The organism is Veillonella sp. KGMB01456 (assembly GCF_023051165.1).
Taxonomy (GTDB): Bacteria; Bacillota; Negativicutes; order Veillonellales; family Veillonellaceae; genus Veillonella_A.
In genome coordinates, this window is the sequence record NZ_JALKIG010000007.1 from 64,023 (window position 1) to 90,954 (window position 26,932).

24 protein-coding genes and 1 tRNA gene are annotated in these 26,932 nt (G+C 43.0%); 14 read left to right on the plus strand and 11 right to left on the minus strand.

Translation table 11 applies throughout. The annotated features are described in order from the left end of the window. Positions 1 to 104: 104 nt before the first annotated feature. Positions 105 to 962 carry an MBL fold metallo-hydrolase gene (locus MXE28_RS03580; RefSeq protein ID WP_226974416.1) on the minus strand — a complete coding sequence of 286 codons (858 nt, stop codon included), beginning with the start codon at positions 960 to 962 and terminating at the stop codon, positions 105 to 107. A gap of 286 nt (positions 963 to 1,248) precedes the next feature. Here MXE28_RS03580 and MXE28_RS03585 point away from each other — a divergent pair, with 286 nt between their 5' ends. Further along, entirely contained in the window at positions 1,249 to 1,869 is a 621-nt protein-coding gene (locus MXE28_RS03585; RefSeq protein WP_226974415.1) for a TetR/AcrR family transcriptional regulator, read from the plus strand. Between the two features lie 80 nt (positions 1,870 to 1,949). Here MXE28_RS03585 and MXE28_RS03590 read toward each other — a convergent pair whose 3' ends face one another. The 8 genes from MXE28_RS03590 to MXE28_RS03625 all read right to left on the minus strand — a co-directional run bounded on the left by MXE28_RS03590 (position 1,950) and on the right by MXE28_RS03625 (position 9,538). Beyond that, positions 1,950 to 2,396: a GNAT family N-acetyltransferase gene (locus MXE28_RS03590; RefSeq protein WP_021842284.1), complete on the minus strand. Its 447-nt coding sequence runs from the start codon at positions 2,394 to 2,396 to the stop codon at positions 1,950 to 1,952. 234 nt (positions 2,397 to 2,630) lie between these two features. Further along, on the minus strand, positions 2,631 to 3,287 hold the full coding sequence (locus tag MXE28_RS03595; protein WP_021842283.1) for a molybdenum cofactor guanylyltransferase: 657 nt from the start codon (positions 3,285 to 3,287) through the stop codon (positions 2,631 to 2,633). 262 nt (positions 3,288 to 3,549) lie between these two features. Continuing rightward, positions 3,550 to 5,250: an ATP-binding protein gene (locus MXE28_RS03600; RefSeq protein WP_226974502.1), complete on the minus strand. Its 1,701-nt coding sequence runs from the start codon at positions 5,248 to 5,250 to the stop codon at positions 3,550 to 3,552. Then, positions 5,247 to 5,945, minus strand: coding sequence for a response regulator transcription factor (locus MXE28_RS03605; RefSeq protein WP_021841203.1), 699 nt, complete (start codon positions 5,943 to 5,945; stop codon positions 5,247 to 5,249). Before MXE28_RS03605 ends, MXE28_RS03600 begins: the two co-directional genes overlap by 4 nt. Before the next feature lie 71 nt (positions 5,946 to 6,016). Next, positions 6,017 to 6,847, minus strand: coding sequence for a phosphate ABC transporter ATP-binding protein PstB (gene pstB / locus MXE28_RS03610; protein ID WP_021841204.1), 831 nt, complete (start codon positions 6,845 to 6,847; stop codon positions 6,017 to 6,019). Then, positions 6,847 to 7,749 (minus strand): phosphate ABC transporter permease PstA, encoded by a 903-nt coding sequence (pstA, locus tag MXE28_RS03615; protein ID WP_127057797.1) that lies wholly within the window; start codon positions 7,747 to 7,749, stop codon positions 6,847 to 6,849. Before pstA ends, pstB begins: the two co-directional genes overlap by 1 nt. Next, the gene (gene pstC, locus MXE28_RS03620) at positions 7,736 to 8,644 is read right to left on the minus strand and encodes a phosphate ABC transporter permease subunit PstC (RefSeq protein WP_226974504.1); all 909 of its coding nucleotides are present in this window, start codon (positions 8,642 to 8,644) and stop codon (positions 7,736 to 7,738) included. The genes pstA and pstC overlap by 14 nt, the downstream gene beginning before the upstream one ends. Before the next feature lie 18 nt (positions 8,645 to 8,662). Next, positions 8,663 to 9,538 carry a phosphate ABC transporter substrate-binding protein gene (locus tag MXE28_RS03625; protein WP_247239816.1) on the minus strand — a complete coding sequence of 292 codons (876 nt, stop codon included), beginning with the start codon at positions 9,536 to 9,538 and terminating at the stop codon, positions 8,663 to 8,665. A 573-nt stretch (positions 9,539 to 10,111) separates the two neighbouring features. Between MXE28_RS03625 and MXE28_RS03630 the strand changes: the two genes are divergently transcribed. From MXE28_RS03630 to alr, 5 genes are all read left to right on the plus strand, one after another. Further along, entirely contained in the window at positions 10,112 to 10,876 is a 765-nt protein-coding gene (locus MXE28_RS03630; RefSeq protein WP_226974512.1) for a 5-oxoprolinase subunit PxpA, read from the plus strand. 29 nt (positions 10,877 to 10,905) lie between these two features. Further along, entirely contained in the window at positions 10,906 to 12,105 is a 1,200-nt protein-coding gene (locus tag MXE28_RS03635; RefSeq protein ID WP_021841209.1) for an NRAMP family divalent metal transporter, read from the plus strand. A 34-nt stretch (positions 12,106 to 12,139) separates the two neighbouring features. After that, positions 12,140 to 12,904, plus strand: a complete 765-nt coding sequence (pxpB, locus tag MXE28_RS03640; protein ID WP_226974506.1) for a 5-oxoprolinase subunit PxpB — start codon at positions 12,140 to 12,142, stop codon at positions 12,902 to 12,904. After that, on the plus strand, positions 12,894 to 13,925 hold the full coding sequence (locus tag MXE28_RS03645; protein ID WP_247239817.1) for a biotin-dependent carboxyltransferase family protein: 1,032 nt from the start codon (positions 12,894 to 12,896) through the stop codon (positions 13,923 to 13,925). The genes pxpB and MXE28_RS03645 overlap by 11 nt, the downstream gene beginning before the upstream one ends. 305 nt (positions 13,926 to 14,230) lie before the next feature. Continuing rightward, entirely contained in the window at positions 14,231 to 15,340 is a 1,110-nt protein-coding gene (alr, locus tag MXE28_RS03650) for an alanine racemase (RefSeq protein ID WP_021841212.1), read from the plus strand. Positions 15,341 to 15,517: 177 nt separating this feature from the next. On the opposite strand, the gene MXE28_RS03655 is transcribed toward alr, so the two are convergent. Beyond that, a complete protein-coding gene (locus tag MXE28_RS03655; protein WP_021841213.1) occupies positions 15,518 to 16,333 on the minus strand; it encodes an IclR family transcriptional regulator in 816 nt (271 codons plus the stop codon). Between the two features lie 443 nt (positions 16,334 to 16,776). Here MXE28_RS03655 and MXE28_RS03660 point away from each other — a divergent pair, with 443 nt between their 5' ends. From MXE28_RS03660 to MXE28_RS03695, 8 genes are all read left to right on the plus strand, one after another. After that, complete coding sequence (locus MXE28_RS03660) at positions 16,777 to 18,294, plus strand: altronate dehydratase family protein (RefSeq protein WP_226974507.1); 1,518 nt, start codon at positions 16,777 to 16,779, stop codon at positions 18,292 to 18,294. 151 nt (positions 18,295 to 18,445) lie between these two features. Beyond that, complete coding sequence (locus MXE28_RS03665) at positions 18,446 to 19,225, plus strand: SDR family oxidoreductase (RefSeq protein WP_021841215.1); 780 nt, start codon at positions 18,446 to 18,448, stop codon at positions 19,223 to 19,225. 15 nt (positions 19,226 to 19,240) lie between these two features. Further along, positions 19,241 to 20,485 carry an L-fucose:H+ symporter permease gene (fucP, locus tag MXE28_RS03670; RefSeq protein ID WP_021841216.1) on the plus strand — a complete coding sequence of 415 codons (1,245 nt, stop codon included), beginning with the start codon at positions 19,241 to 19,243 and terminating at the stop codon, positions 20,483 to 20,485. A gap of 108 nt (positions 20,486 to 20,593) precedes the next feature. Beyond that, positions 20,594 to 21,706, plus strand: a complete 1,113-nt coding sequence (locus MXE28_RS03675) for an L-rhamnose mutarotase (protein WP_247239818.1) — start codon at positions 20,594 to 20,596, stop codon at positions 21,704 to 21,706. 12 nt (positions 21,707 to 21,718) lie between these two features. Next, positions 21,719 to 22,618, plus strand: coding sequence for a dihydrodipicolinate synthase family protein (locus tag MXE28_RS03680; protein ID WP_226974509.1), 900 nt, complete (start codon positions 21,719 to 21,721; stop codon positions 22,616 to 22,618). Positions 22,619 to 22,797: 179 nt separating this feature from the next. Next, on the plus strand, positions 22,798 to 23,949 hold the full coding sequence (gene fucO / locus MXE28_RS03685; RefSeq protein ID WP_127057787.1) for a lactaldehyde reductase: 1,152 nt from the start codon (positions 22,798 to 22,800) through the stop codon (positions 23,947 to 23,949). A gap of 250 nt (positions 23,950 to 24,199) precedes the next feature. Continuing rightward, positions 24,200 to 25,474, plus strand: a complete 1,275-nt coding sequence (locus MXE28_RS03690) for an MFS transporter (RefSeq protein WP_226974510.1) — start codon at positions 24,200 to 24,202, stop codon at positions 25,472 to 25,474. Positions 25,475 to 25,701: 227 nt separating this feature from the next. Next, a complete protein-coding gene (locus MXE28_RS03695) occupies positions 25,702 to 26,607 on the plus strand; it encodes a DMT family transporter (RefSeq protein ID WP_226974511.1) in 906 nt (301 codons plus the stop codon). 107 nt (positions 26,608 to 26,714) lie between these two features. Here MXE28_RS03695 and MXE28_RS03700 read toward each other — a convergent pair. Next, positions 26,715 to 26,788 (minus strand) — tRNA-Gly (locus MXE28_RS03700). Positions 26,789 to 26,932: the final 144 nt, after the last annotated feature.

A 26,932-nucleotide genomic window follows, 5' to 3' on the forward strand; every position in this document is an offset into this window, starting at 1 on the left:
ATGAGTCAGGTGGCTCATCATCCTTTTTTTCATAGTATGTTACATTTAGGAATAGTAAATCTTAACATGTTTCAGTATTCAATTGGAGATACTATATAAGTGATTTATAGTTTTACGGTTTCCCCGTCTTCAGGAATGGTTACTTGATCTTTTAAGCCCATGCCGTCAACGTATTTTTTCATCGTTTTGCGGTCAACAACAGCATGGTTTACCGTATCCATGTGAACCGTTAAGATTTTAGCGTTAGGCGCTAAGGTAGCAGCTTTACCTACATCTTCGGTACCCATGATGATGCTGTCTTCAAAACCGAGTAATTTAGCATAACCGGTGTTCATTATGAGTACGTCAGGATTGAATTTGCTGATAGATTTAGTAATATCCGGAGTCCAAACGGTGTCCCCCATGATGTAAACAGTTTTTTCGTTTGGCATGGTGAATACAACGCCCATGGTTTCACCTAAGAGGTCGGCCGCCTGTTTATTTTGGTACATAGCGTCGGTACCGTGAGTTGCGTTGCGGTGAGACAATGTTACACCTTCAAAGGTAGCTGTATCGCTTAATACACGTACATCTTTAAAACCTTGGCTCTGAATTAAGGCTTGGTCAGATGCGTTTTGAACGAAGATAGGGGTATCTTTGTTAATGCTTTTAGCAGCCGCCTCATCCCAATGATCCGGATGAGTATGGGTTACTACTACAGCATCTACATCGTTTAAGATTTCATTAACAGATTTTGGAAGGTCAACGAGTGGCACCCGTTGCTGACTGTTGAAGGTACCTTCAAAGCCCGGGAAGCTGTTTTTAGCAGCAAAGAATGGGTCAATGAGGAATGTTGTATCGTTGTAAGTTAATTTACCGGTAGCATTGCGGATATGTTCGTAAGAGCTGTCTGCAGAAGCAGTAAAACCGGTAGTAGCAATTACAGTAGCGGCTAAGAGGGATGCAAATAATTTTGATTTCATGATAATTCTCCTTTACATAATACACACATACTTTAAATTTACACAATTGTTTTTAACACTAATTTTAGCACTGATTTAATTTTTTCGATTAATTATGGCTTAAGTATAGCAGAATCTGTTATACTTGAAATAACAAAAAAAGACAATGTGTAAACTAATTTGACACATTGTCTAAAAGTGTATAATTGGCGAAAAATTTTTAATGTAAAATAGCATAAATCAGCGATAAGTATTTTTACTTATATACTTGTGTAACTATATGTAACAGTGTATGGGAGGATGATGTATGAAGATTATGTCACGCAAAGAATATACCAGGCATCAAATAAAGGAAGCCTTGTTAATGCTTTTGAAAAAAGAATCATTTGAAAAAATCACTGTATCACAATTGAGTAAGACCGCCGGCATTACGCGTGCTACCTTTTATCTGCATTATACTAATCCGATGGATGTAATCGACGAGCTTTTGGAAGATGCTATAATGGCAGCCGGCGATAATGACGTAGAGGATGATAATTTAGCGCAGATTACGAAAGCTTTGAATCGGGCAAAGACCGGGGACGAACTGTATGCTGCTTATGAGTCCGTATTTTCACGGCTACCGCTCTGTCAGCGCGTTTCCGGTGAGCGTAAATATATGCCAATCTTTAAAGATGTCTTATTGGCTGAGCATATTATATATAATTTATACTTTAATGAACGGCCTAAGCAAGTGGCAGCGCTTACGAAAGAGTTAAAAGTCACGGAAGCCGTAGCTGACGCTATTTTTTTGTTTTGCGTGCACGGACTATATGCTATAAATCAAAAGTATAATTGGCAGCGTACCGAAGAGTGGCTTATGGCACAGCGGGCTCTGTTCCAATTTATGCAATCAGGAATGCAAGGCGTAGCACAAAATCGCAATTAATCGGCAGTAAATGACAATTTTAGGTGGTTTAATTGTAATATGATAGCAGATTCAGCAAGTAAGCAATTTTAATGAATCTGCTATCTTTTTAATTGCATATATAGTAATGGATACGGATTACCTTGCTCATCAAGTTCAGTGCGTTTATATACGCTAAATCCCATGTGTTCATAGAAGCCCTTAGCTTCCGGATTTTGCTCATTAACGGCAACATGATTAATTTCATAGGTATCGATGCCGTATTGAATCAATTGTTTACCAAGACCATGGCCACGCATGACCGGTGCGATAAACAACATCTCCACGGTTTGCTCGTCAATGCCCATGAAGGCAATAGGTTGTTGTGGATCATCTTCGGCTATAATTAAGTGGGGAACGGCGGTTAAAGCTTCGGGGACATATTCTTTGATAGCTAATATTTCATCATTGGATAAAAATAGGTGGGTGGCTCGTACGGAGGCTTCCCAAACAGTTGTTAATTGCTCGATAAGAGCGGTAGGACGGTTAGATACTTCGTATAGTTTCATAATAAATCACCTTTATATAAATCTCATTTTAATTACTTTAGTATAATCATATAGAGTATTAAGAAGATTATATCATATGCAGGCCGATAAGCACGGTAGGAGAGAACAGATAGTAAGATACCCGGAATATATTGAAGTATACAGTAATACACTAAAATGCGCCTTAAAGCAAAAAAGCCCATAATACGAATGCTTTTGCGCAAACGCATTATGGGTTTTGAATTATTGGTTATGTTATTTTTCCGGATGATGCACGAGTACTTTATCCGTATCGATTTCGTGGATTTTGTGGAAGTATTCTTGAGCATATTCCAAATCTTCCGGTGTGTTGATGTCGATGAAAATATCCGCTTCCAACGTGTTTTCCTTCAATGGTAATTGTAAAAGCGGTACTTCTTTGTAGAAGGAATGAAGCAATTTTTCACCGGCTGCGATTTTTTCTTTCATAATCGGTAAGAGTTTACGATTATAAATGGCGTGCAAGCAAATATCTTTGCCGTTTAGGATAGGTACTACGACTTGAGCAACGCCTTGGGCTTCTACCATGCGGTCCAATACTACGAGGGAGAGGAACGGCATGTCAACGCCGATAACGAAGAGGTTTTCCGCATCGGTCGCTTCAAAAGCTGTCGCTACGCCGCCTAAGGTATGATGGCCCGGATATTTGTCTTCCACAACCGTGGCGTCCTTTAACGGTTCAAATTTATCGAAAAGGGTCTTATTATCGGTTACAATAATAGGGTCTTTTTCGAAGGAAAAAGCTAACATAGTATAAATAGTTTCAATTAATGTTTGGTCGCCGAATTTGGCAAACACTTTGTTATAACCCATGCGGGAACTGTTGTGACCCGCTAAGATAACCGGTTGTAAAGTTGCTAAATTTTCATACATAATAATGACCCCCTTTAAAATGTTCCTCTGTATAATAATGATACCATATACGCATAAATGAAATAAAGAAAAATCATGTGAAATTGAAATTCTATAGTATTAATTTTGCATAATACATCTTGATTTAGAGGACTATATGAGCATAACGTATACTCGAAAAATGAAGTTGAAAATCACTTCCAATTAACCCTAAAAAAACCTCAAGGCGTTGACTTTAAATTGATTTAATTTAAAGTTAACGCCTTAATTGGTTACATAATATTTAGTTGTCGTTGTTTTTGAAACGAAGAATGAAGGTTGTTCCTTCACCCGGTTCACTCTTAACAGCTACGGAACCACTGTGGATTTCCATAATATGTTTTACAAGGGCAAGACCAAGGCCGCTGCCTTCACGTTTGCTGTTGCGGCTCGGATCGGCCTGATAGAAACGTTCAAAGATACGGGCTTGTTTGTCTTTAGGAATGCCGATACCTTCGTCGGTGACGCTGACAACGGTAAAGCTTTCTTTGGTGCAAATATTAACAATAATATGATTATCCAGGTTTTTGCTGAATTTAATAGCATTGTCAAAGAGATTGATAAACACTTCTTCAATCAACTTAGGGGAGAGAAGTAAGGACGGGCTTTCACCGGTTATGGCCAAGGTGATATTTTTGCCCTGTCGCTTAGTGGCTAATTGTTGCCAAGCTGAATTAATGACGGAGCGAATTGAGGTTTGTTTAAATAGTACTTCAGACCCTTCGTCTTCGATGCGGGAGAGTTTTAAAATAGTGTCGATTAGTTCCTGCATGTGAAGGGCAGCGGTATGAATATGACCGCCCAGTAGGGTCGCTTCTTCTTTGTTGGGATACATACCCTTAGCAAGAATTTCCGCATAGCCGCTGATGGTAGTAAGCGGTGTTTTTAGTTCGTGTGATACATTTGAGGTAAACTCATAACGGCGCTGTTGCTCTAAATAGCTCTGCGTAATATCTGAGATGATAACAAGCAAGCGACCTTTGTAGCGATCTTCTTCCGTAATGTGGAAGATAATATGAAAATGCTGATTATCTTTATGAAGCAAATATTCGCCGCCCTGATGTTTGCGCATGGCGTTAATTACATTTTTGCGCCATTCTACATCATCGGAAAGCAGTAAAAGCGATTCGCCGTGTAATTCGCTTTTAGCGTTTAAAAACTCTTTCAAGTGTTCATTATATGTAATGATGGTGCCGTCTAATTCGGCCAATAAGAGCCCTTCGTCCATTTCTTCCATAATAGACCGGAGGGTATTTTTTTCGGCCTGTAGACGCAAAATCATGGCTTCAAGTTCATTTTTTTGAAAAGACAGACGCGATAGAAGCGGTGTAATTTCATTGTACGCCTCGTCAATAACGGGCTTGGTATCGCCGTGCGAGGTCCAGGCTTTAACGATTTCTTCAATCGGATAGATGGCATCAGCCGTCCAACGCCGGGCTAAGAGATAACAACCGCCCGACATGGCCGCAAAGAGCAGGAAGAGCCCCGGGGCGGCGTCTAAGATAACTTTGTAAACGGTAGAACCGTTACGGGAGACTCGCAAAATCGAGTTATCCGGCAGGCGAATGGCCTCGTAGTAACTGATGGCATGGATGGTGGAAGAGTCACGAATATCACTGCCTTCGCCGTGGAGGATGGCCTGTGATATTTCGGGACGCTGCAGATGATTATCCATTGAATCCGCATCGTGGACGGAATCGAATAATACTTTTCCTTCGTAGGAAATCCAGGTAATACGCAAGGTATTATTGGTGGATTGGGCTATGGCTTGTAATCGGTCCGGTGTTAATGTGCCTGTAGACGCAATAATTCGACCTTCCGTATAGAGTACGGTGCGAAAATCATGTTTCCAGTTATTGTAGAATAAATAACTGAGAATTACGGTGCTGACTACGAGACTCAACATGCCCAAGCCGAACAGGGCACGGAAGAACTTCTGTCTCATATGGTGGCCTCCCAACGATATCCGATGCCGCGAACAGTCTTAAGATGGCGGCCGGCATGGCCTAAATGTTGTCTTAAGGTAACAACATGCATGTCAACGGTACGGGATTCGCCTTCATAGGAGAAGCCCCAAACAACTTCCATAATGCGTTCACGGGAAAGGGCAATGCCCGTGTTTTCCATGAAGTAGAGTAAGAGTTCGTATTCTTTGAGGGTTAACGCAATAGGTTGGCCATCAAGGGTGACGATGCGACTGTCTTTGTCCAGTACTAAATCATCACAAGTGAGCACGGATTTCTTAGGTGGCGTTATCGGACGGGTACGACGCAATAAAGCCTTTATACGGGAAACAAGTTCAACGACGCCGAAAGGCTTAGTGATGTAGTCATCGGCACCGCCGTCGAGACCTTGCACGACATCAATTTCGGAAGTTTTGGCGGTAATCATAATAATCGGCAAATCCTGGGTAGCAGGTTTTTCACGAAGTTTATTTAAGATGGATAAACCGTCTTCACCTTCCAGCATAATGTCGAGCAAGACAAGTTGAGGCCGGCGTTCTTCCAGGGCGGCCCAAAAGGGTCCGCTTGACTCGAAGGTGCCGACCTCAAAGCCCTGCCCGTTTAACACATAGGAGATAAGTCCGCGAATGCTGTCTTCATCTTCTACACAATAAATTAAAGGGTGGGTCTGTTTCATAGCTATCTCCTTATTCTGATAGAAAAAAAGGAACGAACTGCATTGAGTTCGTTCCGGGGAGTTTCCTGTTATCAACCGAAGCGACCGTTAATGTAGTCAGCCGTTTTTGGCTGTGTTGGTTCGGTAAATATAGTCTTTGTTTTATTATATTCTACCAAATCTCCCATTAAGAAGAAAGCGGTTTTATCAGAAATACGAGCAGCTTGTTGCATATTGTGTGTAACAATAACAATTGTGTAGTCTTCTTTTAATTCTAACGCTAATTCTTCGATTTTAGCAGTGGAAATAGGATCGAGCGCACTGGTAGGTTCGTCCATGAGGATTACGTCAGGGCGAGTTGCCAAGGTACGAGCGATGCAAAGACGCTGTTGTTGACCACCGGATAAGCTGATGGCACTTTTGTGTAAGCGGTCTTTTACTTCATTCCACAAGGAAGCTTGGGTCAAGCTTTTTTCAACGATTTCGTCGAGTTCGCTTGCTTTTTTGATGCCTTGTAAACGTGGGCCGAAGGCTACGTTGTCATAAAGGCTTTGTGGGAATGGGTTAGGTTGCTGGAAAACCATGCCTACGCGGTGACGAAGAACGATTGGTTCCATGTCGGCGTAAATATCTTCGCCTTCTAAAAGGATTTTACCTTTAACGGTAACATCACCTTCAAGGTCGTTCATGCGGTTTAAGATACGTAAGAAGGTAGATTTACCGCAACCGGAAGGTCCGATTAATGCAGTAATTTCGTTCTTCTTAATGTTCATGTTGATATTTTTTAAGGCATGGAAGGTGCCGTAGTAGAAATCGAGGTTTTCTACCGTAAACGCGTTGCCTACCGCTTGATCGGCTACAGCTTTAGCACCGGCATTTACCAACACTTGCTGATTGGGCATTGCTACTTCAGAAATTTCCATTATTTGTTGTCTCCTAGGTTTTTACGATTAAGGTGACGGCTCAAGGCACGAGCACCGATACTGAATGTGAAAACGAGCGCTAAAAGTACGAGAGCACTTAAGTTGGCCATGGCACTTGCATTTGGATCTAAAGATTCACTGCGGGACGCCCAAATTTGAAGGGATAATGTTTCACCGGAACGGAATGGGTTGAACGCATTGGTAGGGGACGTAATGTCCGTGCTGGCCCAATTGATGTCGGTACTCATACCGGCGGTAAACATAAGAGCAGCGGCTTCACCGAATACACGGCCGGCTGCTAAGATGATGCCTGTAATAATAGCCGGGAATGCGGCCGGAATTAATACGCGGCTGATAGTTTGCCATTTGGTAGCACCTAAACCGTAACTACCTTTTGCATAGGATGCCGGTAAGGCGCGCAAGGCGTCTTCGGTGATAGTTGCGATAAGCGGTAAGGTTAAGATGGATACCGTTAATGCACCGGCGAATAAGTTCCATTGGGAGTTGGTCATGATGATGAACACCAAGTAACCGAACAAACCGAGAACGATGGAAGGTAAAGAAGATAAGGTTTCAATAGAGATACGCATAATCTTTTGTGCTTTACCTTTAGTTGCGTATTCCGCCATGTAGATACCGGCACCGATGCCGAGGGGAATACTGATGAGTAAGGCTAAGAACACGAGATAAATCGTATTGAAGAATTGGTTACCGATACCGGTTGGTGAGAATGCTAAGAGCTCAGGTTTGAATTCACTCAAGGCACTCCAGGCAATATGGCCGACAAAACCAACTAACAGTAATAAGGTAGCGCCTGCAAGGATATGCAAACCCAGTGTAACCAAGCGGTCGGTAGATAAAGCCCGTCGACGAGGGCCCGGAATGGCTTTACTTGCTTTCACTTAGGTTGCCTCCTTTAGATGTAATGTAGCGAATGAGTAAAATGAACAATAAGGAAATTACGAATAGGAATAATGCCATGGTCCATAATGCCATATTGTATTCACTGCCTTCCATAGTACCGCCCATATCCGCTGCAATCGCACTGGTTAAGTTAACGGTAGGATCCAATAAGGATTTAGGGAAGGCTTTCATTTTACCGATTACCATGGCTACCGCCAAGGCTTCACCGAAGGCACGTGCCAAGCCGAGTACAACGCCGGCTAAGATACCGTGTTTAGCTACCGGTAAAACGATTTTGTAAATTACTTCCCAGCGGGTAGCACCTAAGCCGTAAGCACCTTGACGGTATGTTTTAGGCACACTGTTAATGGCGTTCATGGTTACAGATGTAATCGTTGGGAAAATCATGATTGCGAGTACAATGGATGCTGCCAATACGGAGAAACCGCTGTCAGCTGTAGTGTACTTCTGAAGGAAAGGTACCAAGATGGTAAGACCTAGCCAACCATAGATGATTGAAGGAATTCCTACAAAAATTTCAATCACCGGTTGCCAGAAACGACGTCCGACGCTAGGTGTAATTTCCGCCATGTAGATGGCTAACGCAATACTTACAGGCGTTGCCATTATCAAGGCGAGAGCACAGGTAATAAGAGAGCCGACAATATAAATGCCGGCTCCAACGTGGCCGCCGCCGTCAAGCGTGTCGGCGGGCTGCCACTGGGTTGAGAATAGGAATTCTGAAAGACTGTGCCCGTAGATAGTGAAGGTACCGGTACCACGATAGAGGAGGAAGATCCCAATCGCTGCTGTAATAATCAGTAGGAAGAGACCTGCGCCTCTGATAACGTTACGCCATATTCTATCGGCGCGTAAAGTGCTTTCAATGTTCATCTATTATTACCCCTATTTTTACTGTTTAACTTTAGAGGCTACACCGTAACCTTGAGCTTCCAATTTTTTACCATATTCATCAGACATGATGAAGTCTAAGTATGCTTTCTGAAGAGCGTCAGGTTGGCCTTTAGTGTACATGTGTTCGAAGCCCCATACTCTGTAAGAACCATTGTAGCTGTTTTCGAGGGTAGGAGCCACGCCGTCGATGGAGATAGCAGTTACGCTGGAGTTATTTAATAAGTAAGGAAGAGCTATATAACCGATAGCGCCAGGAGTGTTGGCGATACTCTGAATTAAAGCACCGGAGTCGTCAGTTTCTAACGATTTGTTGGAAGCTTCTTGGTTTTTGTCAAGAGCAAATTCAGAGAAGAGAGCACGAGTACCGGAAGTAGTAGGACGAGTTACCAATACTACGTTCTGGTCAGGACCGCCAACTTCTTTCCAGTTAGTTACTTTACCGGTGAAGATGTCGATCAATTGCTGTTTAGTCAAGTTTGGAACTGCTTTAGCAACATCTTTGTTAGCTACAGTTGCTACAGTTACGATTGCTACTTTGTGGTCAACGAGTTCAGCTGCTTTTTCTTTGGATAATTTTGTTTCAGCAGGAACGTCGGAGTTACCGATGTTTACAGTGCCGTCGGAAACTTGTTTCAAGCCGGTACCGGAACCGCCACCGTTCAATACGATGGATACATCAGGATGTTTCTTTTTGAATTCAGCCGCAGCATCTTTTGCTAATGGAAGTAAAGCGGAAGAACCGGAAGAAGTGATGGTTCCTTTTAATGCCTGAGAGTTTGCAGGGGCAGAGCTGTCATTGCCACAACCAAGTAAACCGAGTGTTAACACGCTTGCTACTGCCATTGCTGTAAATGCCTTACGTTTGAAGTTCATGATTCAATTGCCTCCTAATTAGAAATGGACGTATTTACCAATTTAGTTTGTACACACAGTATAACTAAGCTGTGTAAAGTTTTTCATGTCCCTCTGTAAAAGTTTTGTAAAATTAATAATAAATGAGAATAAGTTCGATATAGTTTGTCGCGAGGGGGTTCTTATAGGCTTATATAAATATTTTTTTATTAGATAGGAATTTTGAATGGATTCTGTATGTTTTATTAATGAAGCAAATGTCTTTTATGGACGGAACTCATAAATCCTTTGATTTAAAATGACGATTTTGGGACGTTGAAAGTAGATAATTTCGGTAGACTTAAAATTAGGAGGTTATGTGTACGGCTGTAATCGGGGTGTATGAGGCTGTAATCAGCGAGGCGTACGAGGCTGTGATCGGCTAGGTAAATTGTTTAACCATTTAGGGAAAATTTTTGTATTTTTGAATTGCACATTCATGATTTAGTGCTATAATTTATTTAAACTATATTCTATAGAAGATTAAAATAACATCTGATGGGGTTATAGAAGCTATGGTTGCAGAAAAAAGAGAAAGGTGTTTAGAAAGGAGCGATTATGATGCGCGTGGATATGAACAGTGATTTAGGTGAAAGTTTCGGTACTTATACGTTGGGGATGGATGAAGCGGTGCTTACGCATGTAACCAGTGCCAATGTGGCTTGCGGTTGGCATGCCGGGGATCCGCTCATCATGGCGAAAACCGTGCAACTTTGTAAAGAAAAAGGCGTAGCTGTCGGTGCTCATCCGGGCTATCCCGATTTAATGGGATTCGGACGCCGCAACATGACGATTACACCGGCGGAAGCTAAAGCGTATATGCTCTATCAGGTAGGGGCTTTGCAGGCTTTTTGTAAAGCTGCCGGCGTGCCGCTACAGCATGTAAAACTTCATGGTGCTTTTTACAATACGGCTTGCGTGGATCCGAAATTAGCGTCCGCTGTATTGGACGGTATAGAAGCGCTGGGTGATGGCATTGCCATTATGGCACTCAGTGGCAGTGTTATGGTTGAGATGGCCAAAGAACGCAACATTCCGGTTATTCAGGAAGTATTTGCCGATCGCGGCTATACGGCTAAAGGAACTTTAGTACCACGCAGTGAACCGGGTGCCTTTGTCAAAGATCCGCAGGAAGCATTGGCCCGTATTTTGCAGATGGTAAAAGAAGGCACCGTAGTGGCTAATACGGGTGAAACCATTCCGATTGTCGCTGATTCCATTTGTGTTCACGGTGATAATCCGGAGGCGGTAGCCTTTACGAAGGAACTTCGGGAAGGGCTCGAAAAAGCAGGTTTAACGGTGGCTAATTTTGCCGGCTAGGGATAAAGAGGTATTAAGGGAGGTTTTCTATGAAGCGAGTTGATGATAATAAAAAAAGTCTGTCCGTTTTAATCGGGGCGGCCTTTTTGATGGCTACATCGGCCATCGGTCCGGGGTTTATGACGCAGACGGCGGCTTTTACGGATCAGTTTAGAGCGGACTTTGCCTTTGTTATTGTGGCATCCGTTATTTTATCGTATATAGCGCAGCTCAATGTGTGGACCATTATTGCCGTTTCCAAGTTGCGCGGTCAGGATATTGCGAATCGCGTATTGCCGGGACTCGGTTATTTTGTAGCCTTTCTGGTTGCTTTGGGCGGTTTAGCTTTTAACATCGGTAATATCGGTGGGGCCGCTCTTGGGATTAATGTAATGATTGGGCTTGATACAAATATCGCGGCCGTTTTGTCAGCCGTTTTAGGCGTCATTGTCTTTATTTCCCACAAGGCGACCAAAGCTATGGATGCGGTGACCAAATACTTAGGGATTTTAATGCTCTTATTAATTGCCTATGTTACCGTGGTAGCAGCGCCGCCGGTAGGGACAGCCATAAAGCATAGTGTGTTGCCGCTAAAATATGAATGGCTTGCCACCATTACTTTACTTGGTGGTACGGTTGGCGGTTACATTACTTTCTCCGGCGGTCATCGTTTGATTGACGCCGGCATAGTAGGTGAGGAAAATTTATCGCAAGTACGTCGTTCCGCCACTCTTGGCATGGGCGTAACAACCTTGGTGCGAGTGCTTTTCTTCTTGGCCGTATTGGGCGTGGTAATGCAGGGCTATACTTTGGATGCAGGCAATCCGGCTGCTGATGCGTTCCGTTTTGCCGCCGGTGAAATCGGCTATCGTATTTTCGGCTTAGTATTCTTCTGTGCCGCCATCACTTCCGTAGTAGGCGCGGCCTACACATCGGTGTCATTTTTAAAAACTCTGTTTAAAACTGTGGGACGCCACGAAAATCTTTGGATTATCGGGTTCATCATTGCGTCGGCAGTTATCTTGGTACTCATCGGCAAACCGGCTATGCTCCTCATCGTAGCAGGTTCGTTGAACGGTCTTATTTTGCCGGTTACTTTAGCCGTTATGCTGATTGCGGCCAAGCGTAAAGACATTATGGGAGAATATAAGCATTCCCCAATATTACTGTGGAGCGGTTGGGCCGTAGTCGCTATTTCCGCGTACATCGGTTATATTTCGTTACAAGGTATTTTGAAATTAATTCAGTAGCTTAAAAATAAACGGGCTACTCATTGATTAGGAGGTGGCGGTATTGACACCTATACAGGAAACATTGCGCTTTGCACCGGTAGGTGATAAAGCGGTAACGGCCGTATTCGGGGATACAATCGATCCGGCCATTAATCGCAGAATTCGTCATACGGTGCAGGCTTTGCAAACTGAAGTGGGCCATACCATTGAAGAAATGGTATCTACGTATAGTTCGATTTTAGTGATTTATGACCCACTGAAAAAAGATTATGACGCCATTTGCGACATGATAAGCGCAGCGTCGCAAACTGAGAATGAAACAGCTGCAGCCGACAAGGTAAGGGTCGTAGAGATTCCCACCGTGTATGGCGGCGAGTATGGCATGGATATGGACTTTGTAGCCGAACATGCAGGGCTTACGGCGTCAGAAGTCATCAATATTCACAGCGGTACCGATTATTTGGTGTACATGTTGGGCTTCATTCCGGGCTTTACCTATCTTGGCGGTATGGATGAACGTATTGCTACCCCTCGTCTTACTACGCCGCGCACCCTGATCCCGGCCGGCTCTGTAGGTATTGCGGGGGCACAAACGGGGATGTATCCATCCGATTCGCCGGGCGGCTGGCAAATTATCGGACGCACACCGGTTCGTTTATATGATGGCAACAGTGAAAAACCGACCCTTTTGGAAGCCGGTGATTATGTGCGCTATGTGCCGGTTTCGGAAGAAGAATTTTTAGATATTAAGGCCCATTTGGCGACCTATGAAGTAAAGTCATTTTATTGTAAGGAGAGTGAGCTCCATGGTAGATAATACTTTTACAAAAAACGGTGCCGCTCATGCCTTTCATTTGATTGGCAATCCTCATAGCGGCGTGTCGCCTATTGCGTATTGGCAAATAGAACAGCCGGGCTTTTTTACAACCGTTCAAGACGGCGGTCGGGCGGGCTATCAGCAGTACGGTATGCCCGTGGCCGGTGCGATGGATCTTGAAAGTTACGAACTAGGGCAACGTCTCGTAGGTAATCCTATGAATCTGGGTGCTTTGGAATGTACCGTTATGGGTCCTACCTTTACGGTTGTTGAACCCTGTGTAGTAGCCTTTACGGGGGCTTTGATGGGACCTATGGTTAACGATGTGCCGGTGGCGATGAATGAGGCGATTCGCTTACAAACGGGTGATGTAGTATCATCCACATTCAGTACGAATGGCGTACGCATGTATATTGCGGTGCGCGGCGGTTTTAATGTACCCGTAATAAACGGCAGTGTGGCTACACATGTAAAATCAAAGTTGGGCGGCTATGGTGGCAGTCGTTTGCAAAAAGGGCATGTGCTCATACTCGGCGATGAACGAATCGCCGCGACCGGGCTTAATCGAGCAGTTTTACCTGATTATACCGTGCCTCTTCAGTATGAAACACCTATGGCACGACGAGCTAAGCAGGCAATTCGTATTGTGTTAGGTCCTCAGGCGGATAGATTTACGGAAGAAAGCTACGCCATTATGACGAGCGAGCCTTATGAGATTACCGCTGCGTCCGACCGCATGGGTTATCGCTTGGCCGGGGCTAAATTGAATCACATAGACGGTGCTGATATTATTTCCGATGGTGCCGTATTTGGATCGATTCAAGTGCCTGCCGATGGCCAGCCGATTATTTTAATGGTCGACCGCCAGACTACCGGCGGTTATACTAAAATTGCTACGGTTATCACCCCTGATTTGCCGATTTTGGCACAAATGGGACCGGGTGAAACTGTAAAATTCGAAATTGTAACGGTGGCAGAGGCTCAGGCTATTTATAAAACCTATTGTGCTATGTGGCGCTAAAGCGGAGACAATATTATAATCAGCAGGTGCATTCAACCGTTATATAACGGCCAGAAATCCTGCTACAGCTACCCGAAGTCAGATAATTCAGCTAAGCTGTTTTATCTGATTTCGGGTATTTTTGCTATGGTAATCGGTGCGATGTATAATAAAGGTAGATTTTATAGAATTTTAGCGTATAATAAAAACGTGACTAAAATATATTTTTTTACCTTACTACTTAACATACATGTTATAGACATGTAATATGCATTGTCTTATGCAACAGCTGGCATACAGGCTGTCGCTTAGGAGGAATTTAACGTATGAGACCGACCCACATAGAAATCGATACGGCCATTATTCGTGAGAATTTGCGTCGCATCAAAGATAGTTTACCGGAATGGAGTACCAGCACGGCGGTAATTAAAGCTAACGGCTATGGCCATGGCAGTGTCATGGTAGGCCGTATTGCCGTAGAAGAAGGCTATGAATCGCTGGCCGTAGCCTTTCCGGAAGAAGCCTTACCACTTCGTGCGGCCGGGATTATGGTGCCGATTTATTTATTGGGCATTACCTTGCCCCAGTCTTTTGATTTAATTGTGGAAGGTAATTCGCGACCGGCTATCTGTGAGTCTACTGACCTGGCGGCTTTGGAAGCTTGTGCCGCCCGTCATGATACGATTATTGAATGTTGTATTGCCGTTGATACGGGGATGCATCGTATCGGTATTCATCCGGATCACGCCTTGGATTTTATGCAAAAAGTGGAAGCGTATCCGCATTTACATGTGGATGGGTTCTTTTCTCATATGGCCAGCGCTGATGCGGCCGATAAAACCAGTGCGCACCAACAAACGGCCTTGTTCCGCAATATGGTGGAAATGATTCGCGCCCATCGCTCCGAACCGTTCCGTTTTTCCTTGGCTAACAGTGCCGGTTTGTTGTCGGTTAAAGATAGTTTATTTACCGATGCGCGTCCCGGTATTATTCAGTATGGCATCATGCCATCCTTAGACGTGCCGAATCGCTTAGGCTTGCGCCCGGCGTTAAGTATGTATAGCAAAGTTGTACATGTGCAACATTTAAAAGCCGGTGAACGCATCGGTTATGGCGGTACCTATACGACGGACCGTTTGACCACGGTCGCTACCGTGCCGGTAGGGTATGCCGATGGCTATCCGCGCAGCTTGTCGAATCGCGGCAGTGTGCTCATTCATGGTCGTCGCTGTCCCATTGTAGGCCGTGTATGCATGGACCAGTTAATGGTGGCTATGCCAGAGGGCGTACCGGTTCATCCCGGCGATGAGGTTGTTTTAATCGGCACACAAGGTGATGAAAGCATAACTGTACTTGAAATTGCCACCTTGGTTGGCACCATCCCGTATGAAATCTTCTGCGATTTCTCGGAACGGGTACCGCGTATTTATATTTAGGTGTATTCGTTGCAGGTGCTTGCCGTATTTTAATTAAACGTAGAAATGTCCTTTAACTCGTAAAAATATTATACTTTTAATAGCAGTGCATATATAAAAGTTCCCTATTACGACTGAACTCATGATTGAGTACGGTTGTGATAGGGAACTTTTTTGTGTATTAATACCTCTATTGAATTAGTATTGGAAGTTTTTAGTTTCCATAAGTTTGGCAATGACGGTACCGAAGCGTCTTAAAATATATTTTATGTTCGTAATGTGTTCCGGTGTAGCATCGAAGACGATGAAACTAATGCTGAGGGCGGCCACGATTTGGTTGTTTACGCGCAGTGGCATGGCAATACAGCGGGCGTATTTCGTGATTTCCTCTTCTTCGTAAGTAAATTCATCATTGGCGTCTTTATGGATATCTTGATAGAGTGCATCTACCGTAGGAATGGTATTCTCGGTTAACGGCGGTAATGAATTCGGGAACAATTGACGTAAGTCCTCCAAGGAGTGGTCGTATAATAAGGCTTTGCCTAAAGCGGTGGCGTAAGCCGGTAAGCGTTTACCGATGGAGGAAATCAGCTGCAATGGTTTCGGACTGTTTACCTTTTGCAGGTACATAATTTCATTGCCTTCCAAGACACCCAGATGGATGGTTTCTTTACACAAGGAAGACATAGTCTCCATTTGGTCCTTAATGAGTGTCAAAATATCACCGTTATGCTGGTACGTATTGCCGATGATGAAGGCCTGTTTACCAATAGTATATATTAGAGACTCGTCTTCGCAGAGTAAGAAGTTATTATCTACTAATGTTTTTAAAATAGGGGTGAGCGTACTTTTTGGGCAATCGAGCTGTGTAGCAATTTGCGATAGGGTTAACCCGTTACTGCCGGCCACCGTTTCAAGAATCTTAATAACTCGCAAAGTCGGTTTATGTTGTGTGGGCGAAGGCGTGCAATCGGAGGGCAAGGCATCATGTTTAATTAATTTTTTTGAAGGCATATTAAAAACCTCCTTTCTCAATATTGTTTTATTTAAAGGTAATATATTATGCCAAAATCTTTAACGTATATAATTTGCATATATATTGTATCACGTTTGTTCGTATATGCATACTATAATATGATTTTCGCAATTTACTGCCTTTGGTTATTGTTATTATGATAAATAGTTATTGCGTATATACGAATGTTATTGACTTTTACGTATGATAAGTATATGATAAGAACATAAATAGTACGTAAATAATATTTGTGTTTGTATATACGAAACACAAACACGATTCTTATATGCGAACAGGTTGAATTTAGACTGTGATTAAAAGTATGTATATAAGTACAAGTTTGTGAAAATATACAAAATGTGTGTGAAGAAGTTACTCTTTTTAGAAGCTTGGTAATGACCGGCTTAAACCTGTAAACAAGTGCATTGTGGAGGTGTAACAGATGAAAGGTATTCATGTAGGCTCAATTGATAATGTAGCAACAGCTATTGAGCCCTTACAAGTTGGCGAAGAGGTTCTTGGTGTAGTGATTAAAGAACCGATTCCAAAAGGTCACAAATTTGCGACGGAACGAATCGCCAAAGGCAGTCCCGTTATTAAATATGATTCCCATATCGGTGTAGCTGAAGTAGATATTGAACCGGGCCAATGGGTTCATGTTCACAATATCGAAGGCGAACGCGGTCGCGGCGACTTGGATTCGGAAGTTCGCGATATTGATCAAGATGTAGAACGTAAAACAAATATTGAAAAAGGTAAAGACAGCTATAAATTGACCGGGTATCGCCGCAGTGACGGCAGCTTCGGTTTCCGCAATCATATCTTGGTAATCCCAAGTGTTCACTGCGCCAACAAAGTGGTAGAACGTATTGCCAACGGTGTTATGTACAGCGATGTAGAACGTCGTGATGACACCAAAGTTGTATATGTAAATCATCAACACGGTTGCAGCGAACTTTCCTATGATGCGGATCAGACGAAAGATGTTATTGTAGGCACCGCAGCTAATCCAAACGTATATGGCGTTTTGGTAGTCGGCCTCGGTTGTGAGGTAGTGCAGGCTCACACCGTAGCTGAAGAAATTAAAGCGCGCGCACCGTATAAGAAAGTAGAATTTTTCAATATTCAGGCCACCGGCGGTACGGAAAAGAGTATTCGTCGTGGCACAGAAATTGTTAAAAATATGTTGGCCGAAGCGTTAAAAGAAGAACGCAGTGAAGGTACCTTGGCGGATGTAGTACTCGGTACGGAATGCGGCGGCAGCGACAGCTTCTCCGGTTTAAGTGCCAATCCGGCGCTCGGCGTAGCCTCTGATATCGTAGTCAGTCACGGCGGGGCCGTAATCTTGGCGGAAACAACCGAACTTATCGGGGCAGAACATATCTTGGCAAAACGCGGTATCAATGGTGTTGTGAGTGAACAAATCATGAGTACCATCAAAGGGTTTGAACAAGAAGTTATCGACTCCAATGCGGATATTCGCGGTGCTAACCCAAGTCCGGGCAACATAGAAGGCGGCCTCAGCAGTATTGAAGAAAAATCTTTAGGTTGTATTTATAAAGCCGGTAACAGTCCGGTAGTGGCCGTAAAAGATTATGCAAAACCGATTGTGGATAAAGGCTTAACCTTTATGAATACACCGGGCAATGATATTGAACAATTGAGCGGCATGGTAGCCGGCGGATGTAATATTGCAGTATTTACAACCGGCCGCGGCACGCCGACAGGCAGCCCGATTGCACCGACAATCAAAGTATCGTCCAACACCTTTACATATAACAATATGAATGATGCTATCGACTTAAATGCGGGCACCGTAGTGGACGGTAAACAAACAATTAAAGAAGTGGGTTATGAAATTGTAGATGCTATTTGTGAAGTGGCTAACGGCAAACTAACAAAAGCAGAACATAATGAACAGAATGACTTTTCAATTTGGCGCTTGGCCACAACCGTATAGTACGGCAGGCCGTACGCATGGCAGATGAGATTGTGTGTGAATCGAGTCGGCCGTGTTTCCAAGGAATATAAACAGTAAGTCCGGTAAGAGGTACGCGACTTAGTTGGTTTATAGGTGTATAGAGTGTTAATTTAAATTGGAGGTATGTATCATGGATTTGCAATTAAAAGACAAGGTTGTATTTGTAACCGGTGGCGGTAAAGGCATCGGCAGTGGTATTTCCCTTTCGTTGGCCCGTGAAGGTGCGATTCCTATTATTCTTTCCCGTTCGCCAATCACTGACGAATTCAAAAAAGATATGGAAGCTATCACGACTAACTATGAATTCATTCAAATTGACTTAAACGACACTGACAAAATCAAAGGCATCGTTGACGATGTAGCAGCTCGTCGCGGTGGCATCTACGGTATTGTAAATAATGCCGGTGCCAATGACAACAAAGACCTCGACACTACATCTTGGCAGGAATTTGAAAAGAGCATTCATGGTAACTTGACTCACTACTATGAATTGGTACACGCATCGGTAGACTACTTGCGTAAATCCAAAGGTTCTATCTTGAACATCACATCCAAAACGGCGTTAACCGGTCAAGGTAAAACCAGTGCTTATGCAGCCGCTAAAGGTGCTATCTTGGGTCTTACCCGTGAATGGGCAGCCGCTTTATTGGATGACGGCGTACGCAGCAACTGTGTAGTAGTCAGCGAATGCTGGACACCTTTATACGCTAATTGGATTAAAACATTTGACGATCCGGAAGCTCGTAAAAAAGTTATTACCGACAAAATTCCGTTGGAACGTCGTTTCACAACAATCGAAGAAATTGCTGACACAGCAGTTTTCGTATTATCGCCTAAATCCTCGCATACTACCGGTCAATGGGTATTCGTAGATGGCGGCTATGTTCATCTCGATCGTGCGTTGAGCTAATAGGAGGTACTGTACATGAATCAACAAGGTGCCGCAGGTAAACTCGTTACCAGCAGAAACATTAAAATCGCGTTTTGGTTAGTAACTTCTTTATTCTTCCTCTGGGGTTTCAGTTATGGCCTCTTGGACGTTATGAATAAAAACTTCCAAAATCACTTGGGTATTACTAAAGCCGTATCCGGCTTATTGCAAGCAGCTTACTTCGGCGGTTACTTCGTAATCGCAATTCCGGCCTCCATGGTAGCTACTAAATTCGGCTACAAAGGCGGTATCATTATGGGTCTGGCCTTATATGCATTAGGCGCTTTACTTATTATCCCGGCCAGTAACGAACAAAGCTTTAACTTATTCTTATTAGCCTTCTTCATTATCGCCTGCGGTCTCGGCAGCTTGGAAACAAATGCCAATCCGTACATTACCAAATTAGGTAGTGATGAAGATGCGGCGTTCCGTATCAACATGGCACAAAGCTTCAACGGCGTTGGTCAGTTCTTAGGACCAATCGTTGGCGGCGTATTGTTCTTGTCCTTATCCCACGGCAACATTGACCAAAACATGGCCAACGTTCAGATGGTATATGTAGGGATTGCCGTAGTAGTACTTGCTGTATTGGCACTCTTCGTGTTTACACGCATGCCGGAAGGTGCTGAAGTTAGCGAAGCAGCCGGTGATGTTGTAGAAGAAGATACTGACAGCTCTTATGGTAAATTATTCTCCTTCCGTCATTTCCGTTTAGGCGTTATTGCTCAGTTCTTGTATATTGCTGCACAAGTAGGTGCCGGCGCATTCTTCATTAACTACTCCGTAGAACACTGGCATGGTTTGGCTGACCATGAAGCGGCTTACTTCTTCAGTATCGCCTTGGTGGCCTTCTTACTTGGTCGTATCGTAACAACACCTATCATGAAAAAGGTTAAAAGTAACGTAATCTTGGCTACTTACTCCTTGATCAATGCAGGGATTATGGTTGTGTTACAGTTCGTACATGACTTACCGGCCGTTATCGTTCTTTGGTTATCCTTCTTCTTTATGTCTATCAGTTTCCCAACAATCTTCGCTTTGTCTGTTGTGAAAATTCCTAACAGCTTAGTTAAAAAAGCAGCCAGCTTGTTAATCATGAGTATCGTAGGTGGTGCGTTCATGCCGTTCTTCATGGGTTATGTAGCCGACCACTGGGGTACCGGTGCCAGCTTCTTACTCTTATTACCTTGCTTCTTATATGTAGCTTGGTACGGTTTGAATGGTGTATCTAAAGACTAATACGTACTGACAAGGATTGCCGGCTGAAATGTCGGCAATCCACTTATATGGCTAAAAATTGATTATAAATAAGCTATAAGAATGTCTTACATTAAAGGAGACGGTAACATGTTGGAAATTGTAGATTCCCATTTACATATATGGGACTTGGATGTATTACATTTGCCTTGGTTGAATTCCTGCAAAGGGGTAATTCAGCAGAGCTTTTCCATGGATGACCTGGTTAGAGAATACGCCAAAGCCGGCGTAGACTTTAAAGGGGGCATTTATATCGAAGTGGACTGCGACGACGCGATTAAAGAAGATGAATTTATCTTCAAGTTGAACAGCCCTAAGATTTTGGCAAAAATCATGCGTGCTCGTAATTTGAGCGGTCATGTTCGTTTGCCGGCCGGCATCGTAGGTGTACGTGAACCGCTTCACATCGACAGCTCCCCACGGGGCCGTTGTTTGGAACGCAGCTTCATTGAAGGCCTTGAAGTATTGGCTGACAAAGGCTTAATCTTTGAAAGTTGTAACCGTGTTGAAGAATTGATAGATATTTATCAGGCAGCGGCACAAGTTCCGGACTTGAAATTAGTCATCAACCATTGCGGTAACGTAACGGAATTGACGCCGGACTACAAAGAAGCGATGACTAAATTGGCATCCTTGCCGAATGTATACTGTAAAGTATCCGGTTATGCTACGGAAGATAAGGTGTTTGTTAAGAACTTATTAGACTTTATTTCCGGTACCTTTGACCATAGTCGCTTAATTTATGCATCAAACTTCCCGGTTGTGGAATTGTATTCTAACTTTAAGGATCATTTAAACTCCGTACGTGAATACTTCCATGATGATCCTGACATTTTCTCTAAAAATGCCAAAAAATTATATAAATTAAATAAACCTCAAGTGTTTGCCAGCGTAATTAAACTTCGCCCTGAAAAAGCGGAATATTACAAGGCATTACATGCCGACCCATTCGCCAGTGTAAATAAAATGATTCGTGAATGCGGTATTATACACTATCAGATTTTCAATCGTGATGATTTGCTGTTTTCAATTATGGTCTATGAAGGCGATGATTTTGAATACGATATGGCAAAAATGGCCAACGATCCGGAAACACAGCGTTGGTGGCGTGAAACCGATCCGTGTCAAACTCGTATCGAAGGCGCTCAGAAAAATGAATGGTGGGCCGACATGGAAATGGTATACGATTTGAATAAGAAGTAGGGGGTAAGGCTTGTGAAAGCAAAATATATATGTCCGATTTTGACATCGATGAATGCGGACGAAACAGTTAACTACGATCAGATGCATGCATTTTACGATCAGTTGATTGAAGCCGGTATTGACGGCGTATTGGCCGGTGGCAGCGCCGGTGAATTCTATGCATTTTCATATGATGAAATCAAGGAATTTATCTTGGATGCCATTGAATACGGCAAAGGCCGCTGGGAAGTTATCGCCGGTACCGGTCGTATGGTAAAAGCGGAAACTATTCAGCTTTCCAATGAAGTACTTAAAGCCGGTGCTGATGCGGTTATTATTGTAGGTCCATACTACAGCGCTTGTAACGGCGATGACGTATTTGCTTACTTTGATGAAGTATTGAGTGCCATTAATGGTCCTGTTTATATCTATAACTATGGTGATCGTACCGGTTTTGATATTCCGGCTGAAACCTTGCTTCGTCTTCGTGAAAAACACGATAACTTGGTAGGTGTTAAAGATACACATCCGGTATTGCGTCATACGCAACGCTATATTCAGTTCTTAAAGCCTAAATATCCTGAATTCAAAGTGTACACAGGCTATGACAACAACTGTATCCCATCGGTAATCTCCGGTGGTGACGGCTGTATCGGCGCTCAATCCAATGTGGATCCGAAAATGTGTGCCGATGTAATCAAAGCGTTGGATGCTGAAGATTTAAGTGCTTTAAAAGAATTACAACGCAAGATTGATGCTTACTTTGCTTTCTATGAAGTGCATGTACCATTCAATCCGGTTATGAAATGGGCTCTTAAAGAATTAGGCGCACCTATGCAGGAAAACTGCCGTGTACCTATCAAACCGTTGACAGATGCTCAAAAAGAAGCATTAGCTCCGGTAGCCGATGCTTTATGGCGTAACAAAAAATAAATCAGTTATGTAACCTTTGTAAGGGTTTCATATAGGTGCCATGACGCTGCATCGGCACGTTGTGGCACCAAATAAAAATGACTCCGGCAGGAATTCCGGGTTCATATACAGAAATGTATAAGCAAGGCAATTTTTTCAAAAGGTAAATTCTAATTTCTCTCGATTAGGAGGCAACACAAATGGTTAATCGCATGATTCTTAACGAAACATCCTACTTTGGCTTTGGTGCAATCAATAACATTGTAGGCGAATTAAAAGCCAACAATTTGAAAAAAGTATTGGTTACCACCGGTAAAGACTTGATTAAATTCGGCGTAGCTACTAAAGTTACTGCTTTATTGGATGAAGCCGGCGTAGATTATGAAATTTTTGACGATTTAAAACCAAACCCTACGATTAAGAACGTGCAAGACGGCGTAGAAGCTTGTAAAAAAGCAAATGCTGATTGTATCGTAGCTATCGGCGGCGGCAGCACTATCGACACCAGTAAAGCCATTGCTATCATCATGACAAACCCTGAATTTGCTGATGTTCGCAGCCTTGAAGGTGTTGCTGATACTAAGAACAAATGCTTACCTATTATCGCGGTAACAACTACTTCCGGTACAGCAGCTGAAGTTACTATTAACTACGTAATTACTGACGAAGAAAAACGTCGTAAATTCGTATGTGCCGACCCTCATGACATTCCAATCGTAGCTATCGTTGACCCTGATTTATCCATGGGTATGCCTAAAGGCTTGTGCGCTTCCACCGGTATGGATGCTTTGGTTCATGCTGTTGAAGGTTTCATCACTAAAGGTGCTTGGGAAATGACTGATATGCTTCATTTGAAAGCTATCGAAATCATCGGTCGCTCCCTTCGTGACGCAGTAGCCGGCGACCCTAAAGGCCGTGAAGCTATGGCTCTTGGTCAGTACATTGCCGGTATGGGCTTCTCCAACGTAGGCCTTGGCATCGTTCACTCTATGGCGCATCCTTTGAGCGCTTTGTATGATATTCCACATGGCAAAGCTTGCGCTATGATGCTTACGGCTGTATTGAAATTCAATGCTCCGGCAACCGGTGAAAAATATCGCGATCTTGCTAAAGCTATGGGCGTTCAGAATGTTGACGGCATGAGTAAAGAAGAATACCAGAAAGCGGCTATCGACGCTATCCAGAAGTTAGCTGACGATGTAGAAATTCCTAAGAGCTTGTTAGAAGCCGGCGTTAAAGAAGAAGACATTCCGTTCTTGGCTGAATCCGCTAAAAACGATGCTTGTACGCCAGGCAACCCACGCGACGTATCTCAAGCTGAAATTGAAGAAATCTATCGTTCCATTTTATAAGAGAAACGCAGTTTCTTAAGATTATATAATTTTTGCTCGGTAATTAGATAATCTAAAATAAAGACCGTAGTATCTGTGGTTATAACTATAGATACTACGGTCTTTTTTGCGCTTGTGATTGGTTATTTATAAAATTTATGACTGAGTTTTTCTTTTGTAATTTTACATAAATTGTTTAAACGAATATAATTAGCCACTGTAGTACGTACAATTTCATGTCGATGTTTTTTTCAAGGAGATGCTATTAGGTATGGAGGCTCACAAAGAGAAACTGTGGACATTGCCGTTTGTGCTGGACACAGTGATTAATTTATTGGTATTTTTGATTTATTATTTATTAATCGTAATTATTGCGGTGGTAGCGAAAGATACATTGCATGCTACTTCAAGTCAAGCCGGTTTGGCTGTAGGGATTTATATTATTGGTACTGTAGTGGCCCGCGTTTTTGCAGGACGCTTTGTAAGTACCTTAGGGAGTCGCAAAGTACTTTATGTAGGTTTGGGAATTTACTTAATATCTACGGCGTTATATTTTTATATTCCTAATTTGATTGTGCTTGATACGATTCGTTTTATTAACGGCTTTGCTTACGGGATTACTTCAACCGCAACCAGCACTATCGTGGCCAGTGTTATTCCGAAAGCACGGCGCGGTGAAGGGATTAACTATTATGGTTTGAGTACCAGTTTGGCAGCCGCTATCGGCCCGTTCTTAGGGATTTTTCTTTTGTCACTTACGGGATTCCGTACTATTGTGGCAATTTGTGTTGGTCTTGTAATCCTTTGTGTGATTGCTGCGTTGAGCATGAAATACGAAGAACCTCAGTTCAGTGAAGCTATTAAAAAAGAAGAATCGGGGCGCCGTATTTCCGATTATTTGGAACCGCGCGTTAATTCCATCACATTGATTTCGGTTCTTGTCGGTTTTGCATATTCGGGGATTTTAGGCTTTATGGCGTCTTATACCCGTGATATTAATATGGTACAGGCCGGTACCTGGTTCTTCGTTGTGTATGCAGTGGTAATTACCCTCACACGACCATCCTTGGGACTCATCTTTGACCGCAAAGGTGAAAACTATGTATTATATCCTTGCTTTATTTCGCTGGCTATCGGTATATTATTATTGGCTTTTGCCGATGCATCGTGGATGATTTTATTATCCGCCGTTTTTGTGGGTCTCGGATATGGCACGTACATGTCCAACGGACAGGCCGTGGTGGTAAAAATGGTGCCGTTCCATCGCATCGGGATTGCTACATCCACTTACTTTATTGCCCTTGATATCGGTCTTGGTTTTGGCCCTTACGTATTAGGCGGGGTTAAGGAAATCGTAGGTTTTACCAATATGTTCTTACTAACCGTTATTGTGGCACTGGTTGCCTTTGTATGCTATCACTTCTTATATGGTCGTTTATTGGGAACACCTAATGATCCGGCTTTGAAAGCGCAAAAAGAAGAATTGGAAATTCGCAATCAGGACGGCAGTTTTACTCTGGAAACGGGCAAAGTCTCATTAAATTAATAGGTTTTAAGCATAAGAATTTAGCTTGTTTTTATTTTTCAGATGATATACACTAGGATAAAAGAGTAGCTAATGTGTATTGAGCGTGAACAAATTCTGTTAGGTTTGTAGCGCTAATATTGTGCTTTGTAATTACGATTTGTTGCACTATTGTGTGGGCAAATCGTTTTTGCAATATGCAGTTATAATTTGAGTGTGTGTTATATGATGGATTGAGGAGATTGGAAATGTCCGTAAAGCAAGCTGAGCTAATGATGCTGTTTGTTACGTTTTCATGGAGTTCATCCTATTTATTGATGAAAATTGCGCTGACCGGTGTGGATCCGTTTACGCTTATGTGTTTACGATTCACAATTGCCTTTGTATGTGTATTACCGTTACTTTTAAAAACAATAAACATTTGTTCCAAACGAACGGTCGCTAAAGGATTATTTCTCGGATTTATGGTCTATGCTTCGTTAATTGGCACGATTGTGGGGCTAAAACATACGACTGCCTCTACGGCTGCTTTCTTAGGAACTACGGCGGTGGTCTTAGTGCCGATTATAGAAGGTGTCTGGCAGCGTAAGATGCCGCCTATGCTTACCATCTTAAGTATTGCATTGGCCTTTGTGGGCTTAGTGCTCTTTACTGTCAAAGACGGTTTATCCCTCGATATAGGGGCTCTTTATTGTTTGTGGGGCGCCTTCGGTTACGCCGTTTACATTGTAGTCGTCGGTCGGATGGCCAATGAGAAGGATATGTTTTCGGCTACATTGATGCAGTTTGGAGCCATTGCTATATTCAGCGGGCTTAGCGCTTTTATTTTTGAAACACCTCATTTACCACAAACGGGCATGCAGTGGGGAGCTATTTTAGGCTTAGCCGTTATATGCAGTGCCTTTTGCTTCGTTATGCAAAGCATCGTACAGCGTTACTTATCGCCGTCCCGCACGGGTTTAATTTTCTCCATGGAACCGGTCTTTGCGGCCATTTTGGCATACTTCTTCCTTAATGAAGTCATGGATGGTCAAGGGCTAATCGGGGCTTTGCTCATCATGATTGCCAATGTTTTGAAAAATATCGTGTATCGGATTAGATATGTAAATGCACAACGGAAACGTAAAGTGTGGAACCGTAAGCGAATGGTATAGGGGAATCCGAAAAATATAGAATAACACAGATAAAAATAAAGAAATAAAAGAGCCATTAGGATTTTAACGTTTAGTTAATCCTAATGGCTTTTTGATTGTTAAAATTATGGAGCGGCCGATGGGAATCGAACCCACCTCTACGGCTTGGGAAGCCGTCGTTCTACCGATGAACTACGGCCGCAAATGTCTTTTTATATTTTATCAACTTTGGTTATGTTTGTAAATACTTTAGTAAATTGCAATATGAAATTGAACACTTTTAAAAACCCCGTAACTTATTAACTTCTTCAATGAAGGCTTCTTGTGGTGTCCGGTAGTTCAGAAT